This window comes from Desulfotruncus arcticus DSM 17038 (genome assembly GCF_900113335.1).
GTDB classification, from domain to species: Bacteria; Bacillota; Desulfotomaculia; order Desulfotomaculales; family Desulfallaceae; genus Desulfotruncus; species Desulfotruncus arcticus.
In genome coordinates, this window is record NZ_FOOX01000001.1 from 482,261 (window position 1) to 498,322 (window position 16,062).

19 protein-coding genes and 1 tRNA gene are annotated in these 16,062 nt (G+C 43.4%); 18 read left to right on the forward strand and 2 right to left on the reverse strand.

Translation table 11 applies throughout. The features are described from left to right. Window positions 1-18: 18 nt before the first annotated feature. The 5 genes from BM056_RS02380 (at window position 19) to BM056_RS27120 (ending at window position 2,183) form a co-directional block, all read left to right on the forward strand. Complete coding sequence (locus tag BM056_RS02380; RefSeq protein WP_092468324.1) at window positions 19-210, forward strand: hypothetical protein; 192 nt, start codon at window positions 19-21, stop codon at window positions 208-210. Between the two features lie 101 nt (window positions 211-311). Continuing rightward, window positions 312-1,016, forward strand: coding sequence for a hypothetical protein (locus BM056_RS02385; protein WP_092468326.1), 705 nt, complete (start codon window positions 312-314; stop codon window positions 1,014-1,016). Window positions 1,017-1,069: 53 nt separating this feature from the next. After that, window positions 1,070-1,558: a CBS domain-containing protein gene (locus tag BM056_RS02390; RefSeq protein ID WP_092468328.1), complete on the forward strand. Its 489-nt coding sequence runs from the start codon at window positions 1,070-1,072 to the stop codon at window positions 1,556-1,558. An 18-nt stretch (window positions 1,559-1,576) separates the two neighbouring features. After that, window positions 1,577-2,065 (forward strand): CBS domain-containing protein, encoded by a 489-nt coding sequence (locus tag BM056_RS02395; RefSeq protein ID WP_238456271.1) that lies wholly within the window; start codon window positions 1,577-1,579, stop codon window positions 2,063-2,065. After that, window positions 2,049-2,183: a hypothetical protein gene (locus BM056_RS27120; protein WP_274377501.1), complete on the forward strand. Its 135-nt coding sequence runs from the start codon at window positions 2,049-2,051 to the stop codon at window positions 2,181-2,183. Before BM056_RS02395 ends, BM056_RS27120 begins: the two co-directional genes overlap by 17 nt. Window positions 2,184-2,403: 220 nt before the next feature. Here BM056_RS27120 and BM056_RS25985 read toward each other — a convergent pair. Beyond that, window positions 2,404-2,501, reverse strand: a tRNA-Sec gene (locus BM056_RS25985). A 279-nt stretch (window positions 2,502-2,780) separates the two neighbouring features. On the opposite strand from BM056_RS25985, the gene BM056_RS02400 reads away from it, so the two are divergent. From BM056_RS02400 to BM056_RS02460, 13 genes are all read left to right on the forward strand, one after another. Next, entirely contained in the window at window positions 2,781-3,746 is a 966-nt protein-coding gene (locus tag BM056_RS02400; RefSeq protein WP_092468330.1) for a polyprenyl synthetase family protein, read from the forward strand. Window positions 3,747-3,761: 15 nt separating this feature from the next. Next, window positions 3,762-4,406 (forward strand): precorrin-2 dehydrogenase/sirohydrochlorin ferrochelatase family protein, encoded by a 645-nt coding sequence (locus BM056_RS02405; protein WP_092468331.1) that lies wholly within the window; start codon window positions 3,762-3,764, stop codon window positions 4,404-4,406. Beyond that, window positions 4,375-5,712: a glutamyl-tRNA reductase gene (hemA, locus tag BM056_RS02410; protein ID WP_092468333.1), complete on the forward strand. Its 1,338-nt coding sequence runs from the start codon at window positions 4,375-4,377 to the stop codon at window positions 5,710-5,712. The genes BM056_RS02405 and hemA overlap by 32 nt, the downstream gene beginning before the upstream one ends. Before the next feature lie 113 nt (window positions 5,713-5,825). Then, window positions 5,826-6,773 carry a hydroxymethylbilane synthase gene (gene hemC, locus BM056_RS02415; RefSeq protein WP_092468335.1) on the forward strand — a complete coding sequence of 316 codons (948 nt, stop codon included), beginning with the start codon at window positions 5,826-5,828 and terminating at the stop codon, window positions 6,771-6,773. Next, a complete protein-coding gene (cobA, locus tag BM056_RS02420) occupies window positions 6,760-8,307 on the forward strand; it encodes a uroporphyrinogen-III C-methyltransferase (protein ID WP_238456272.1) in 1,548 nt (515 codons plus the stop codon). The genes hemC and cobA overlap by 14 nt, the downstream gene beginning before the upstream one ends. Next, on the forward strand, window positions 8,307-9,476 hold the full coding sequence (gene nirJ1, locus BM056_RS02425) for a putative heme d1 biosynthesis radical SAM protein NirJ1 (RefSeq protein ID WP_092468337.1): 1,170 nt from the start codon (window positions 8,307-8,309) through the stop codon (window positions 9,474-9,476). The genes cobA and nirJ1 overlap by 1 nt, the downstream gene beginning before the upstream one ends. Window positions 9,477-9,503: 27 nt before the next feature. After that, window positions 9,504-10,484 (forward strand): porphobilinogen synthase, encoded by a 981-nt coding sequence (hemB, locus tag BM056_RS02430; protein WP_092468339.1) that lies wholly within the window; start codon window positions 9,504-9,506, stop codon window positions 10,482-10,484. A gap of 21 nt (window positions 10,485-10,505) precedes the next feature. Next, window positions 10,506-11,495, forward strand: a complete 990-nt coding sequence (gene nirJ2, locus BM056_RS02435; RefSeq protein ID WP_092468341.1) for a putative heme d1 biosynthesis radical SAM protein NirJ2 — start codon at window positions 10,506-10,508, stop codon at window positions 11,493-11,495. A 3-nt stretch (window positions 11,496-11,498) separates the two neighbouring features. Beyond that, window positions 11,499-11,951, forward strand: a complete 453-nt coding sequence (gene ahbA / locus BM056_RS02440; RefSeq protein ID WP_092468343.1) for a siroheme decarboxylase subunit alpha — start codon at window positions 11,499-11,501, stop codon at window positions 11,949-11,951. Window positions 11,952-11,959: 8 nt separating this feature from the next. Beyond that, the gene (gene ahbB, locus BM056_RS02445) at window positions 11,960-12,430 is read left to right on the forward strand and encodes a siroheme decarboxylase subunit beta (protein ID WP_092468345.1); all 471 of its coding nucleotides are present in this window, start codon (window positions 11,960-11,962) and stop codon (window positions 12,428-12,430) included. A gap of 16 nt (window positions 12,431-12,446) precedes the next feature. Beyond that, a complete protein-coding gene (hemL, locus tag BM056_RS02450) occupies window positions 12,447-13,748 on the forward strand; it encodes a glutamate-1-semialdehyde 2,1-aminomutase (protein WP_092468347.1) in 1,302 nt (433 codons plus the stop codon). A 157-nt stretch (window positions 13,749-13,905) separates the two neighbouring features. Continuing rightward, window positions 13,906-14,547: a redox-sensing transcriptional repressor Rex gene (locus BM056_RS02455; RefSeq protein WP_092468349.1), complete on the forward strand. Its 642-nt coding sequence runs from the start codon at window positions 13,906-13,908 to the stop codon at window positions 14,545-14,547. A 99-nt stretch (window positions 14,548-14,646) separates the two neighbouring features. Next, window positions 14,647-15,051 carry a secondary thiamine-phosphate synthase enzyme YjbQ gene (locus tag BM056_RS02460; RefSeq protein WP_207648113.1) on the forward strand — a complete coding sequence of 135 codons (405 nt, stop codon included), beginning with the start codon at window positions 14,647-14,649 and terminating at the stop codon, window positions 15,049-15,051. Between the two features lie 9 nt (window positions 15,052-15,060). Here the strand turns inward: BM056_RS02460 and BM056_RS02465 are convergent, their stop codons facing one another. After that, complete coding sequence (locus BM056_RS02465; protein WP_092468351.1) at window positions 15,061-16,041, reverse strand: AAA family ATPase; 981 nt, start codon at window positions 16,039-16,041, stop codon at window positions 15,061-15,063. Window positions 16,042-16,062 lie beyond the last annotated feature (21 nt).

Sequence of the window (16,062 nt, forward strand, 5' to 3'; positions counted from 1 at the left end):
GATAAGGGAGATGTCCTTATGGAGTTATGGAAAAAACTATACTGCTGGATGGTCAGGAACTTGGAGGAACCTTTTTTCCTTGCCGAAATGCACAGGGTAAAAACCTTACCGGTTAAAACAGAAACGAGGTTAAGGCTGATTAAAGGAAACAAAAAAAATACAAAAAATTATCCTTTATTAGATCTGAAGAAAAAGATATGTGCAAAATGATGATTGTTTAAGGGTGCGCGGCAGATTGGATGCTAAGCACCCTTTTTTAAAAACAGGCTGCCGGAGTGTTAAAGGAGCTTGTTTAACCGGGGGGTGGTTATATGACTTATAAGGAGTTTGTCAACATTTTGGAACAGCAGAGGAAAGCATTTGTTGTGCATCATGTTGTAGCAGAACATCAATTGGAAGTATTGAAATTATTTGAGCACTGGGTTAAAGAAAAGCTGCCGCAGACCATTGGTAATGAACGTAAGGGTAATAAAAGCAGCGAAAAAAACGGTATTGCCAATAAAGAATTTGGAGTGTTCTTAGAAGACGTTATTGCGCAGGCGCGTGAGCTACTTGCCCGGAGAGGTATTAATATTTATTGTATTTCTTTGGGTAAAACTATTAATTCGCTGCAATCATCAAAATGTATTCGTGTATTTAAAGATGTAGATGTCTTCTACCGGGTATACAAAAGTATACCTCGTAAAGGTCAATACAAGGGTCAAAAGTTACTGACCATTGAATTGGTTATGGACGGTTATAAAGGTTCTGTTTTTCTGCCTCTTTTGCAGAAAAAAGATTTTATTGAAAAGCATATGGGCATGGCCATTGAAAGGGAAACCTTACATGTGGAGAATACGGGTAGATACCGGTTTAGGCTCTGTTTTCCTTTCACGGTAATTCCAGAACAAGAGCACGGTGTGCAGTATATGGGACACATCTTAAGTGAATATATTTTTATTACCGGAAAATACATGAAGCATTTGGGCCTTTCAGCGGGGCAAATGGATCCCTGGTCCTGGCCGAAGCCTGTTTAACAATGTTTTAAGGTTTTGAGGTTTTGAGGTTCATTTTTTATGGGGGTATTACTATGTATGATAATAAAAGGGTTCGCGATTATATGGTTCCGGTAAAAGAATACCCGGTAATATATGAAGATTATACTGCAGCCGAAGCTTTTAGTATCATGCGGGAATCTTTTCACCAGAAAGACGGTACCTGGTATGGTTTTCAATCACTCCTTGTTATTAACGACAGGGAGGAACTTGTAGGAATTTTGACTCTTAGGAGCCTTTTAAAAGCTTTTAAAATACAGGCAATGCTGGATCATTTGCTGAAAGGTGATCCTATGGGTTTATTCTTTATGCCCCGTTTCCATAATAGCTTGCAAATAGTTACGAAGGATATTATGCGTCCTTTAAGTCTCATCACAGTACAAGAAGATTGCGTTATTTTTGAGGCTATTGTGACTATGGTAAAGTGGAAGATAAACTCGTTGCCGGTAATGTCGGGTAAGGAATTGGTTGGAATAGTCAGAACCATTGACTTGTTTTGGTCTGTGGGGGAGTTTTTGGAATGATTAAAGGAGTTGTTGACTGTGGTTAAAAAAACAGCAGAGGATATTATGATATCAATAAGTGATTACGTTACTATTTCCGAAAAAGAGACCCTTTATCGTGCCATTAAAGTTTTGCGAGACTCCTTTCATAAAGACGGTAGGGCCTGGTATGGACACAGGAGTGTTATAGTGCTCGGGCAGAGCGGTGAGCTTGTAGGGGTTTTAAGTTTAAATGAAATACTAAAAGCAGTTGGCCTGAAGGAATTAAATAATGACCCCAATTTTAAAGCTGAATCATGGGGGTGGTATTATATTAACAGCATGCGGGAACATGCAAAACTGATTGTTAGGGATGTCATGCGCCCAATTGCCCTTGCTACGGTAGACGCCCGTGATAGTGTCAGTGAAGTGGCCCAGGCTTTGTTAAAGCATAAGGTAAATTCGTTGCCGGTGTTAAAAAGGGGTAAACTTATTGGCATGGTGAGAACGTTAGATATTTTTATGGTTGTAGGTGATTATTTTAAATAATTTAATTGGGTTTCAAGACGGGCAGCGGGTGCAAAGACCGCTGCCCCTGTTCGGTGATGCCGGTATAAACCAGCCAAGCACTTGGAATGGCAGTATTGGAAGGGACGGCCAGGCCTAGCTCCAAGTAGTTACCAAGATTTTTTGAAAGCTGGTTCTTTTTTTACTCTCCCTTGCCATTAATATTACCTCCCTAAATTAGCAGGAAGGGGCGTAAAAAATCAGTCGTCCTTACTTAATCCGGTAGTGCTAAAAGCAGTTGTTTGAGCTGTACTGGTTTTGCATTTTTATCAAAATAAAAAAGCGTTTGGGTAGCTTAACCCAAACGCCGCAAAGCTTACTGGCGGGAGTGTGTGAGAATCGAACTCACCAGGGACGGGAACGCCGCCCCACGACTGGTTTTGAAGACCAGGAGCACCACCAGGCACCATCCACCCCCGTATATTGTTTTTGGGGACAACAAACATTATAACAAATGCTATTAATATAAACAAGCTTGTCGTGTATACAATTCCATTGATTTTAAAGGTAAAATATAATAATCTATTATAGTGAGCCCTAAAGGCTTTAATAGTAATATTTTACTATATTTCGATATCATGTCTTCGATTTTATAGATAACCCTATAGAGGAAATTTAAACAAGTATGTCGAAGGCTTATGATTGTTCCGCTGTTTGTTGCTCGTTTGAGCATCGCTGCCACAAGTAGGTGAACTTAATGAATTTTGATTTTTTTAGTGACATACGGTATGAACTCGGCATAGTGGAAGAAGAGTTAAAACAGGCCGTACAAGCATCGAACCAGTTGCTTACCGACACGGCAACCCACCTGATTAACGCCGGAGGTAAAAGATTACGTCCAGCATTCTGTTTATTAGGGGGGAAATTTTATAATTTTGATTTAGACAAGCTATTACCACTTGCCGTAGCCTTAGAACTTATTCATATGGCTACCTTAGTACATGATGACGTTGTAGATTCTTCCCTTACCAGACGGGGTATGCCAACGGTTAAAGCACGCTGGGGTAATAAGATTTCCTCACACGTTGGCGATTATCTATTGGGTAAGTCGTTAATTTTAATATCAAGATACAAAGAGCCTTTAATTCCCAAAGTTTTAGCGGAAACCAGTGTTAAAATGTGTGAGGGTGAAATTATTCAGATTTCATCCGCATTTGATGCTGATCAAAATATTAAAGACTATTTTTACCGTATCAACAGAAAAACCGCTTTATTAATTGCAGCATCCGCACAACTAGGTGCCGTGGCATGCGGAGCCCCTGCCGGCGTACATCAAGGATTGCGAAGATTTGGCCATAATATAGGCATGGCTTTTCAAATTACTGACGACATCCTTGATATGACAGCCGAACAAATTAAACTGGGTAAGCCGGTTGGGAGTGATCTTCGTCAGGGGATAATTACACTGCCGACAATTTACTCACTGCAAAAGAGCCCTAATCGTAATAGACTCAGAGCACTAATTGCCAAGAAGAGCAAAACCGAGGAGGAAATTAACGAAGCTATTTTTTTGATTAAAGAAGGCGGGGGCATACAACACTCCTCGGAAATTGTCCAAAAATACATTGTCAAAGCTAAAAAGGAATTAAATGCTTTACCCGATGTGCCGATTAAAAAGACTATGCAAATAATTTCTGATTTCGTAGGCGTGAGAAAGTTTTAGAAAAGGTGGATTGGTTTGAAGCATTACCCTCTTTTTCTAGATATTAAGAATAAAAAATGTCTTGTTATAGGCGGAGGCAGCGTTGCCGAACGAAAAGTAAAAAACCTTTTGGCATACGATGCTAAAGTTTATATAATTAGCACAAAATTAAACAACGCACTGCAGGAACTGGTGGCAGACGGTAAAGTCTGTTATCGTGGGACCAATTATCACACTGCTGAACTTGATGATGCCTGCCTTGTTTTTTGTGCAACCAATAATCATGCTGTTAATAGTGCTATAGCAAAGGATTGTGCGCAGAAAAATATCCCGGTCAATGTAGTTGATAAACCTTCATTATGCACTTTTATCGTACCATCTACAGTCGTTCGGGGAGACCTGCAGCTGGCCATATCCACCGGAGGTAAAAGCCCGGCCCTGGCCAAAGTTCTAAGAAAAAAATTAGAAGCTGATTTCGGTCCCCAGTTTAAAGAATTTATCGATTACATTGGTAATATGAGAAACCTTGTTATTAATAATATCGAAGATCTTGAACAAAGAAGCTACATCCTTAAAAATCTGGTTGATAACCTTACCATTGACCTGGTCAAGCAGGGAGATATAGAGCAAGCAAAGGAGCGGGTAAAAAGTGTCTATTATCATAGTGGGCTTAAATCATAAAACTGCTCCGGTGGAAATTCGTGAAAAGCTATCATTCTCAGAAAATGCATTGCAGGAGGCTTATGGCAAATTGCTTGCTGATCCCCTAATTCAGGGATGTGTGATTATTTCTACCTGCAACCGCACGGAAATATATGCTCATGTGTCAGACACTGAACATGGGATTGAGAATATTAGAAATTTTTTCAAGCAAAAATCCGGAGTTGATTTAGCACTAATAAAAAAATATACTTACGTTCATATTCAGAATAAAGCTGTTCAACATCTTTTTAAAGTTGCTGCCGGGCTTGATTCCATGCTGCTGGGAGAAACCCAAATTCTAGGGCAAGTTAGGACAGCATACCAGTCGGCACACAAACATGAATCCACCGGCAAGGTCATTAATAACCTGTTTAAACAGGCAGTAACTGTCGGCAAACGAGTCCGTACAGAAACCGGTATTGATCAGCATGCCGTTTCTATTAGTTATGCCGCAGTTGAAATGGCCAAACAATTATTTGGAAATTTAATAGGAAAATCGGTTCTGGTTATTGGTGCGGGCAAGATGAGTGAACTGACCGCCAAGCATCTGGTAGCAAATGGTGTTTCCGGAGTTATTGTATCAAATCGTTCCTTCGAACGGGCAATATATCTGGCGGATCAATTTAAAGGCAAAGCTGTAAAATTTAACGAACTGTATAATTACCTTGGTTCTGCCGACATAGTAATAAGTTGCACCGCTGCAACACACTATGTGGTTAAAAGTAAAGGGATTCGAAAAGTATTAACAGAAAACCCCGGCAAAAAGATTATGATGATTGATATAGCAGTTCCAAGGGATATTGAGCCAGAAGTAGGCAAGCTGCCTGGTGTGTCTTTGTATGACATCGATGCGCTGCAAAACGTGATCGACAATAACCTGATGGAACGCAAGCGCGCAGCTGTGCAGGCAGAAGCAATTATAGAAGAAAGCGTTGAAGAGTTTGCCCACTGGCTTGGTTCCCAGTATGTAATTCCTACTGTGGCTGCGCTTAAAAAACTTGGTAATGAAATAAAACAGAAGGAACTTGAGCGGGCTTTTAACAGGCTGGGGGAATTATCTGATCATGATCAAAAAGTGATTAAGGCAATGGCCAATTCCATTGTCAATCAACTGTTGCACGCTCCCGTAACCAACTTAAAAGAATATGCGTTAACTGATAAAGGCCCGCTTTATAATGAAACCTTAGATACGCTATTTCGCCTTGATAAAGTACGGGAAACCGGGGTCAACCCGGAACATATGCATGACCGTCCGGTATCGGTACAGGCATTGGTGCGTGGTTAATTATGTATATTTCTATCGGGTGAGGTCTTTATTTAGACACACCCGAAATTTTTAAATTAATATTGGACATTATTGTCCTATAAGCAACAGCATCGTAAGGTTCAGGAGGCAAAATGTTAGGTAAAATATTAATTGGATCCCGGGATAGTGATCTGGCTATGTGGCAGTCCAAGTGGGTTGCCGAACAATTGCGAAAGCACAACCCCAGCCTTCCTGTTGTTATTAATGGCATGAAAACAAAAGGTGATAACATTCTTGACGTTGCGCTGGCCAAAATAGGCGATAAAGGCCTGTTTACAAAGGAACTGGAACACGCTTTGCTGGCAGGTCGTATCAGCCTGGCCGTCCACAGCATGAAGGACCTGCCCACCGAATTGCCTGGTGGCTTAATTATCGGGGCAATCTGCGAAAGAGAGTATCCCGGGGATGTTTTGATAGCGAAAAACGGTGAAAAGTTAAATGATTTGAAAGCCGGGGCACGCATCGGAACAAGCAGTTTAAGACGGCGTGCCCAGCTTTTGAATTACAGGCCGGACTTTAAAATGCTGGACATCAGGGGAAACCTGACAACACGTTTACGAAAGCTGAAAGAACTAGACCTTGATGCCGTTGTACTCGCATATGCAGGTATTAAACGGATGGGGTTTGAGCATTTGATTTCAGATTACATACCATTTAATATTTGTTTACCGGCAGTTGGCCAGGGGGCCATAGGTGTGGAATTACGTGCTAATGACTGTGCTACAATGGATGTAATCTCCGCTATAGACCATAAAATAACCAGAATTGCAATTGAAGCAGAAAGGTCCTTCATGAAAAGGCTGGAAGGTGGCTGTCAGGTGCCGATAGGGGCACTTGGCAGAGTTGAAAACGGCCATCTGACATTGGAAGGAATCGTTGCCGATCTTCATGGCACACAAGCGGTTCGCCAAAGTATTTCCGGGCCGGCCGAAAAAGCGGAACACCTTGGTGAAAAACTTGCTGAAATGCTTCTAGAGCAAGGCGCGGGGGAAATATTAACCCGAGCCAGACAGGAGTTTGGTATAGATGATGGTGAATAAAGGAACTGTTTATCTCATTGGCGCCGGACCGGGTGATCCTAGTCTAATCACAGTTAAAGGTTTAGTATGCATTAAACAGGCCGATGTTATTGTTTATGACCGTTTAGCCAGCCCGCGTCTGCTGGATTACAGACGGCCGGACGCAGAAATTATTTTTGCAGGCAAACAGCCGGACAGACACACCCTCACTCAAAGTGAAATTAACGAGTTGCTGGTTAATAAGGCTAAAGAGGGATTGGCAGTAGCCCGTTTGAAAGGGGGGGACCCCTTTGTTTTCGGACGCGGGGGTGAAGAAGCCGAGGAACTTTCGAAGCATGGAATTCCTTTTGAAATTGTACCCGGTATTACTTCAGCCGTGGCCGTACCAGCTTATGCCGGAATCCCTGTTACCCACAGGGATTTCACTTCATCAGTCTCTATCATCACCGGCAATGAAGATCCCACCAAAGAGAATTCGAACATCGAATGGGCTAAGCTGGCCACCGGTACTGGAACGCTCATTTTCTTAATGGGCATGAGCAACCTGCCGGCAATAGCCAATCGCCTGATGGAATACGGTAGGTCACCCCGGACGCCTGTTGCTCTAATCCGGTGGGGCACTCGGCCTGAACAGAAAACTTTAATCGGCGACCTTGCCAGCATATCTCACCTGGCAGTGGAGCAAGGGTTTAAAAACCCGGCCATAATTATTGTCGGGGAAGTTGTAAAACTCAGGGAAAAACTCAAATGGTTTGAAAACAAGCCACTGTTCAGCCAAAGGATTTTGGTTACCCGCTCCCGTGAACAAGCCAGCGTCCTCTCCCAATTAATAGAAAACCTGGGGGGAGAACCTGTTGAATTTCCCACTATAACCATTGCTGATCCGGAAAATTTTGCACCTCTGGATAATTCAATTAAAACTATAGATACCTACAATTGGATTGTTTTTACCAGCGTAAACGGTGTAAAAAGCTTTATCAAGCGTTTTCAGCACTTTAACCGTGACATACGGGATTTAAAAGGAATAAGATTATGTGCCATTGGCCCCCGGACTGGCAAGGAACTGCGCTCTCTCGCCCTGAATGTAGATTATATTCCTTCGGAATACAGAGCAGAAGAGATAGTTGAGGGGCTTAAGCATAAAATATCCCGTGGGGACAAAATATTGCTGCCGCGGGCCGATATCGCCAGAAAATTATTGCCCGAATCATTAAGGGCACTTGGCGCTGAAGTTGATGAAGTAATCGCGTACAGAACGCTGGCGGCATCGATCAACTCCGATACAATTAAAGAAATGCTGGCAGCCGGTAAAATTAGTATTATTACCTTTACCAGCTCTTCAACGGTAAAAAATTTTATTACCTTGCTTGGCATAGGACCTTCGGAAACAAGCCTGTTCGAAAACACCAGGATTGCCTGCATCGGTCCCATAACTGCTAAAACAGCTTCAGATCTGGGGCTGCGTTGTGATATAGTGGCAAAGGAATATACTATTCCCGGTTTAGTCAGTGCAATTCTAGATAACGTCAATTCCATTGATATGAAGGGGTTATAATGATAAGTGTAAGCAGATTGCTTTGCGGATCGAAGAATTACGGCGATTCGTTGCGCTATAAAAGTAATTCCGGGTGCCAGCCCAACGGCACGGCACCGGGCGCCGGCCCGGTGATTGTGTGGAACATGACCAGGTCATGCAATTTAAAGTGCATGCACTGCTATGCCAGTTCCGACGAACAAGCCGGTAAAGAAGAACTGACCACGGAGGAAGCTAAAAGCTTTATTGATGATCTGGCCTATTTCAATGTTCCGGTGATCCTTTTCTCCGGCGGAGAACCTTTATTGCGCAAAGATTTTTTTGAACTGGCCGGTTACGCCAAAGAGAAGGGTATCAGGGCTACCATTTCCACCAACGGCACGCTAATTACCACCGACATGGCCAAGCTGATCAAGCAAACTCAAATCAGCTACGTTGGCATAAGCCTGGACGGCATAGGTGCCAATAACGACAGCTTTCGCGGCCGCCAGGGAGCATTTGACCAGGCCTTAAGTGGCATTCGCGCCTGTCGTTCGGCCGGTGTAAGAGTTGGGCTCAGGTTTACAATAAACCGCCATAATTTTATGCAATTACCTGATATATTTAAGTTAATTGAAGAAGAGAACATACCCAGGGTATGCTTTTATCACCTGGTATACAGCGGGCGGGGAAGCCAGATGGTTGATTCCGATATCAGCCATTCCGAGACACGGCAAGTGCTGGATCTGATTATAAAAAAGACTATGGATTTTGAACGCAGGGGATTACCCAAAGAAATATTAACTGTTGATAATCATGCCGACGGCATATATATTTATTTGTACTTAAAAAACACCAATCCCCAAAGAGCTGAAAGGGTGCGGCAATTGCTGCTGATGAACGGCGGAAACCGATCCGGCATGGCCATAGGATCAGTAGGCTGGTCTGGGAATGTCCACCCTGACCAATTTACACGCAATTATATTTTAGGCAATATCCGTGAAAGAAAATTTGCAGATATTTGGACTGATACCAATAATTCTTTAATGCATGGTTTAAAGCACCGCAAGCCCCTGCTAAAAGGCCGCTGTGCTGTTTGCCGTTATTTGGATATGTGCAATGGAAATTTCAGAGCACGGGCTGAAGCGGTACACGGTGACTTTTGGGCTTCAGACCCTGCTTGCTATCTATCAAACGAAGAAATTCAATAATTTTAACCGTTTACGGGAGGTGCCGTTATGTATTACCCCGTTGCCCGGCCCAGGCGTCTTCGCTCCAGTGCCAATATGCGCAAACTGGTAAGGGAGCATTATCTGCGGGTTGATGATTTGATCTACCCATTTTTTGTTATTGAAGGCAAGGATAAAAAGGTTCCTGTTCAGTCTATGCCGGGTGTTTATAACCTGACCATTGATTTGTTGTTAAAGGAAGTAGCGCAGATAAACGCCTTGGACATTCCCGGGGTACTGCTGTTTGGAATTCCTGATCATAAAGATTCTTTAGGCTCGGGCGCATACGATGAAAATGGCATAGTTCAAAAGGCAGTGCGTGCAATTAAGGATAACTACCCGGAACTGCTGGTAATTACAGATGTATGTCTTTGTGAATATACCGATCATGGCCATTGCGGCATCATTCGTGAAGGAAAGGTATTAAACGATCCCACACTTGAACTATTGGCACAAACCGCGGTTTCTCACGCCCGCAGCGGAGCAGATTTGATCGCGCCATCCGACATGATGGACGGAAGGGTTCAGGCTATACGTGAAGCGCTTGACGGAGAAGGTTTTGAAGAGATACCGATCATGTCTTATAGCGTAAAATATGCCTCGGCTTTTTACGGACCATTCAGGGAAGCCGCCTGTTCGGCACCACAATTCGGAGACCGGAAAGCATATCAGATGGACCCTCCCAACAAGCGTGAAGCGCTGAGGGAAGCCGAACAAGATATAGCCGAAGGTGCCGACATTATAATTGTTAAACCTGCTATGGCATATATGGATATAATTTCTGCTGTAAGAGAAAATTTTGAACACCCTGTGGCAGCTTATAATGTCAGCGGTGAGTACTCCATGATCAAAGCCGCCGCATCAATGGGCTGGATTGATGAGCAAAGGTTAACCATGGAAACCCTTACCGGTCTAAAAAGGGCGGGGGCGGATATGATTATAACCTATCACGCTCCAGACGCGGCACGTTGGCTGGAAGACCAAATTTAATAACATCCGGGGGTAATTAAGATGCTGGTTTCCTGGAACACCACTAATGCCTGCAACTTGTTCTGTAAACATTGTTATCGTGAATCCGGGGCAAAGGCTGAAGAGGAACTAAATTTTGAAGAGGGTAAAAAGCTAATCGACGAAATTGCGGCAGCAGGATTTAAGATAATGATCTTTAGCGGCGGTGAGCCGTTAATGAGAGACGATATCTACGAACTCATTGAATATGCCGCGCACTCGGGTTTGAGACCTGTACTGGGTTCTAACGGCACGCTTATTGACAGTAATTCTGCCCGGGCGCTGAAAAATGCCGGCGCTTTGGCCATCGGAATTAGTTTGGACAGTGCCCGGCCGGACGAACACGACCGTTTCCGGAATTCCCCCGGCTGCTGGCAGGCGGCGATTGACGGAATGCAGGCTTGTCTGGAAGCTGGCTTACCCTTTCAGCTTCATACTACAGTGATGGAATGGAACGCCGGTGAAGTGGAAGAATTGACTGACCTGGCCGTCCAAAAAGGCGCACGGGGCCACCATATCTTTTTTATGGTCCCGACAGGCAGGGCGGTGAATATTGAAGCTGAAACCCTCAGGGCCGAGCAATACGAACAATTGCTTAAACAGATTATGGCTAAGCAGGGACAGGTGGACATAGAGCTAAAGCCAACCTGTGCCCCGCAGTTTATGCGCATCGCCCGGCAAATGGGAATTAATACCCGCTTTAGCCGGGGTTGCCTGGCGGGAACAGCCTATTGCATCATCAGCCCGCGTGGTGACGTTCAACCCTGCGCCTACCTGAATATCCCGCTCGGCAACGTGCGCACAACTCCGTTTAATCAAATATGGCAGGAGAATGAAACGCTGCAAAGGTTGCGCACATTGGATTACAGCGGCAGCTGCGGCCGCTGTGAATATAAAAAAATATGCGGCGGGTGCAGGGCCAGGGCCAATTATTACCATGGCGATTACATGGCTGAAGAGCCCTGGTGCTTATATGGGGCAAGAAAGGGTTAGTATATGCAACTGGACCGGATAGATAAACAAATTCTCGGGCTAATTCAAACTAATTTTCCTGTTGTTTCAAGGCCATATAGGCTGATTGCCGAAAAATTGGGATTAGAAGAAGCAGAGGTTATCAATAGAATTCACAAGCTGCGGCAGGCAGGCATTATCAGGCGCCTGGGCGGGCTGTTTGATTCTAGAAAAGTAGGCTATGTGGGAACACTGTGCGCCATGAAAGTGCCGTCACAGGATATAGAAAGAGTGGGAGGGGTCATCGCTGAATACCCCGGGATCACTCATAATTATCTGCGTGACCACGAATATAATATGTGGTTTACCCTGCTGGCTGAATCAGAGCAAAAAATTGAATCAATATTAAATGATATATTATCGAGAACCGGCATCACCCAAGTACTTAACCTGCCCTCGCAAAAAGTATTTAAAGTACGCGTAAAATTTGACCTCTAGGAGTTATTATGCTAAGCGAACTGGAAAAACAAATAATTAGAGAACTTCAGTCCGATATCCCTCTTGTTCCGGAACCATACCGGCTGATTGCTGAAAGAATCGGTATTACTGAACAGGAATTAATGGACATAATAACCAAAATGATTGATCAGGGAATTATACGCCGTTTTGGCGCGGCTTTACGTCACCAGGATCTAGGTTTTATAGCCAATGCGATGGTTGTTTGGGAAGTGCCTGAAACCCAAATAGCTGAAGTTGGCCCAAAGATGGCTGAATTCAAAGAGGTAACACACTGTTACCAAAGACCGAGCCAGCCAGGATGGCCTTATACGCTTTTTACGGTGCTACATGGTATGAATAGCGATGAGTGCAAGGAAAAAGCCCAAAAAATTGCCAACGCAACCGGTATACATAATTACCGCTTAATTTTTAGTACTAAAGAGCTTAAAAAAAGCAGCATGCAATATTTTATGGATTGAATAAGGTGGTGTTAAAATGCAAGAGAAATTAAAAAAATCCAGGCAGCTTTACAGTGAGGCTGAAAAAGTTATCCCCGGCGGGGTGAACAGCCCTGTTCGAGCATTTAAATCAGTCGGCTCAACACCAGTTTTTATTAAAAGAGGACAGGGAGCCTTAATTGAAGATGTAGACGGGAATACTTACCTCGATTACGTAGGGTCTTGGGGACCTTTAGTCCTGGGGCACCGGCATCCAAAAGTAATGGAAGCTTTGCATCAATGCCTGGAGCAGGGGACCAGCTTCGGGGCGCCAACGGAATTGGAAACCGAATTGGCCCGGATAATAGTTGATGCCCTGCCGGCTATGGACATGGTCAGACTTGTCAACTCAGGTACGGAGGCTACCATGAGCGCAATAAGACTGGCCCGCGGCTATACAGGCAGGGATAAAATTGTTAAATTCGAAGGCTGCTACCACGGTCATGCCGACTTTCTGCTGATTAAAGCAGGTTCAGGCGCATTAACTTTAGGAGTTCCTACCAGTCCCGGAGTGCCACAAAGTACGGCAGAACACACAATAACCGTTCCTTTTAATCACTTGGATATTTTAAGGAAGGTATTTGAAGAAACAGGACAGGAAATCGCCGCAGTAATAGTTGAGCCGGTACCCGGAAACATGGGTGTTGTACCACCTCTACCCGGCTATTTAAAAGGGTTAAGAGCATTAACACGCGAATACGGCGCTGTTTTAATTATTGATGAAGTTATGACCGGATTCCGGTCGGCTTACGGTGGCGCCCAGGTATTATTTGACATTGAACCGGACCTGACCTGCTTGGGTAAAATTATTGGCGGAGGTTTACCGGTAGGCGCGTATGGAGGAAAGAGAGAAATAATGTCCCAAGTTGCACCCTCCGGCCCCGTTTACCAGGCAGGTACACTATCGGGAAATCCGCTGGCGGTTACAGCGGGGATAGCGACTCTTAAAATACTCCAAGAAGAAGGGGTTTATGAAGAATTAGAAACAAAATCCGCCCAGTTGGAAAAAGGTTTACGGGAAGCAGCCGGCGCGGCAGGTTTAAATTTAATCTTTAAACGTGTTGGCTCAATGCTGTGTACATTTTTCACATCTGACGACGTTTATGATTTTGAGACAGCTACAAGGTCCAATACGGAGCAGTACGCCCATTTCTTTAAATTAATGCTGGACAAAGGCGTTTACCTGGCTCCTTCTCAGTATGAAGCCGCTTTTATGTCCCTGGCACATACCAAAGAACATATTGAACGGACCATTGAAGCAGCATATCATTCTTTTGCTGAAGTTGCCCGGTTAAAGTAGAATCGTTTTTCACCCCCATATTTCGTCCGTTAGAGGTAATTTTTATTCAAATTGGAGAAAGTCATTTGACAATATTATTTTGAGGTGTTATAAATATCTAAAGCATGTGAATTTAATAACATAACATAAAAGGTTGGATTTCTAGGAGGCGAAGTTTTTGAAAACCTTGCGGGTACCGGAAGCAACAGTAACGAGACTTTCAATTTACTCAAGATTTTTAGAAAGACTGGACAGAAATGGGGTTACCACCGTATCATCCGGTGAAATTGCCGAAGGGGTAGGTGTTAGTCCGGCCCAGGTTAGAAAAGATCTTGCATATTTCGGTGAATTCGGTACCAGGGGGGTAGGGTATAACGTTAAGGATTTAATGAAATATACTTTAAAAATACTGGGACTGGATCAAAATTGGTCTCTGGCGATTATGGGAGCCGGTAACCTTGGCTTTGCCCTGTGTACCTATCGTGGTTTTAATGTCAGGGGCTTTAACATTGCCGGCGTCTTTGACAAAGACCCTACGAGAATTGGCAAGAGAATAGGTAAACTTGAAGTTCAAGCCTTATCAAAATTTCCAGAAATTGCCGAGAGGGAAAACATCCGCATTGGAGTAATTGCCGTACCAATCAGTGCAGCCCAGGAAGTAGCAGATTTAATGGTTAAAAATGGTGTGGAAGCCATATTAAATTTTGCAGCTGTCGCATTAAACGTTCCAGATGAGATTGAAATAAGAAATGTTGACCTGTCAGTTAAGCTTGAAATATTAACCTTTAACCTTGGGTTCAGGGCGGCACAAAGCCTGTAGTTTTTTATTGTAACTATTATCCATAAAGAAATAGCCTGCCATAAGGGCAGGTTATTTCTATTCAGGTTATAACTACCCAGCAAAAACGAGGTGTATAAAATGCGCATACAAGAAATAGTGGAAGTCAGAACAGAGGAGAAGGAACAGTTTATTGATATCACTTCTCAGATAAACCGTATCCTTCGTGCCAGTGAGATAAAAAACGGTTTATGCAACGTTTATGTACCGCATACCACGGCGGGTGTAACTATAAATGAAGGGGCAGACTCTGCTGTTGTTTTCGACATACTAACCTATTTAAGACAATCGGTCCCTGAATCAAACAATTATACCCATATGGAAGGCAATTCTCACGCCCACATTAAAACACTCCTAACCGGTTCTGAAAAAACAATACCGGTACAAAACGGGTCTTTGCAATTGGGCACCTGGCAGAAAGTTTTCTTTTGTGAGTATGACGGACCCCGCAGAAGAAAATTTTTAATAACAATTGTTCCTGCTTAAAACTATCTTTTAAAAATCAAACCTTGTTAAGTCGTGTTTAATTTCAGTTGCTTGAATCTTGTTACTATTATCTGAATTACTGGTATCTAAATTATTGGCAGCTAAATTATTTTGAACATCATCATCAATTTTACCCGGAATCATTTGATCAATCTTTAATTCGGCACGGGCTATGTCTTCTTCATATTTTAATAATACATTTAGGCTTTCACGAACCAGTGGGGCATCTATCCCGTTCCGGCCCAGTAACAATAAAGTTCTGGCCCAATCTATGGACTCAGTAATACTTGGCGCTTTTTTCAATCTTAATCTCCTCAGCTCCTGCACGAAATTGACTACTCCGCTACATAGCCGTTGAGATATCCCCGGAACTTTCAAATTAATAATTGCTTCTTCAACAGCTGCTTCGGGGTATAATAGATATAGAAAGATACTTCTTCTTTTCAAAGCATCACTTAGCTGGCGGGTACTGTTGCTGGTTAAAACCACGTATGGCTTATGGACAGCCGTTACAACTCCCAATTCAGGGATACTGACCTGAAACTCAGATAAAGCCTCAAGTAAAAAGCTTTCCAGTTCCTCTTCACCTTTATCTATCTCATCTATTAACAATACCGCCGGCCTGGAGGAACGAAAAGCTTTAAGTAAAGGCCGTTCCAATAAATATGCCGGTGAAAAAACATCTACTTCATCTTTATACATTTGCATATGCAATAATTGCTTTTGGTAATTCCACTCGTAAAGTGTCTTGCTTTCATCAAGCCCGGGGTAACACTGAAGCCTGAACAGTTCGGTATTAAGGGCCCCGGCCAGAGCTACGGCAAGTCCGGTTTTGCCCACTCCCGCCGGCCCTTCGATCAATAATGGCTTACCCAATCGTCCAGCCAGAAATACCGCGGTTGCAACTTTTCTGTTGACAATATATTTCTGTTTTGTTAGCCCGCTGATGACGTTTTCAATGCTTTGATAAAATTTTATATTCAGTGGCATTTAAAAGTGCTCCTTACATGA

Coding starts and splice junctions, on each gene's coding strand:
- nirJ2 (WP_092468341.1), top strand. CDS start 10,506: ATGCTGGTTTCCTGGAACACCACTAATGCCTGCAACTTGTTCTGTAAA.
- hemB (WP_092468339.1), top strand. CDS start 9,504: ATGTATTACCCCGTTGCCCGGCCCAGGCGTCTTCGCTCCAGTGCCAAT.
- BM056_RS02460 (WP_207648113.1), top strand. CDS start 14,647: ATGCGCATACAAGAAATAGTGGAAGTCAGAACAGAGGAGAAGGAACAG.
- ahbA (WP_092468343.1), top strand. CDS start 11,499: ATGCAACTGGACCGGATAGATAAACAAATTCTCGGGCTAATTCAAACT.
- BM056_RS02385 (WP_092468326.1), top strand. CDS start 312: ATGACTTATAAGGAGTTTGTCAACATTTTGGAACAGCAGAGGAAAGCA.
- BM056_RS02390 (WP_092468328.1), top strand. CDS start 1,070: ATGTATGATAATAAAAGGGTTCGCGATTATATGGTTCCGGTAAAAGAA.
- BM056_RS02400 (WP_092468330.1), top strand. CDS start 2,781: ATGAATTTTGATTTTTTTAGTGACATACGGTATGAACTCGGCATAGTG.
- BM056_RS02380 (WP_092468324.1), top strand. CDS start 19: ATGGAGTTATGGAAAAAACTATACTGCTGGATGGTCAGGAACTTGGAG.
- BM056_RS02465 (WP_092468351.1), bottom strand. CDS start 16,041: ATGCCACTGAATATAAAATTTTATCAAAGCATTGAAAACGTCATCAGC.
- cobA (WP_238456272.1), top strand. CDS start 6,760: ATGATGGTGAATAAAGGAACTGTTTATCTCATTGGCGCCGGACCGGGT.
- hemC (WP_092468335.1), top strand. CDS start 5,826: ATGTTAGGTAAAATATTAATTGGATCCCGGGATAGTGATCTGGCTATG.
- nirJ1 (WP_092468337.1), top strand. CDS start 8,307: ATGATAAGTGTAAGCAGATTGCTTTGCGGATCGAAGAATTACGGCGAT.
- hemL (WP_092468347.1), top strand. CDS start 12,447: ATGCAAGAGAAATTAAAAAAATCCAGGCAGCTTTACAGTGAGGCTGAA.
- ahbB (WP_092468345.1), top strand. CDS start 11,960: ATGCTAAGCGAACTGGAAAAACAAATAATTAGAGAACTTCAGTCCGAT.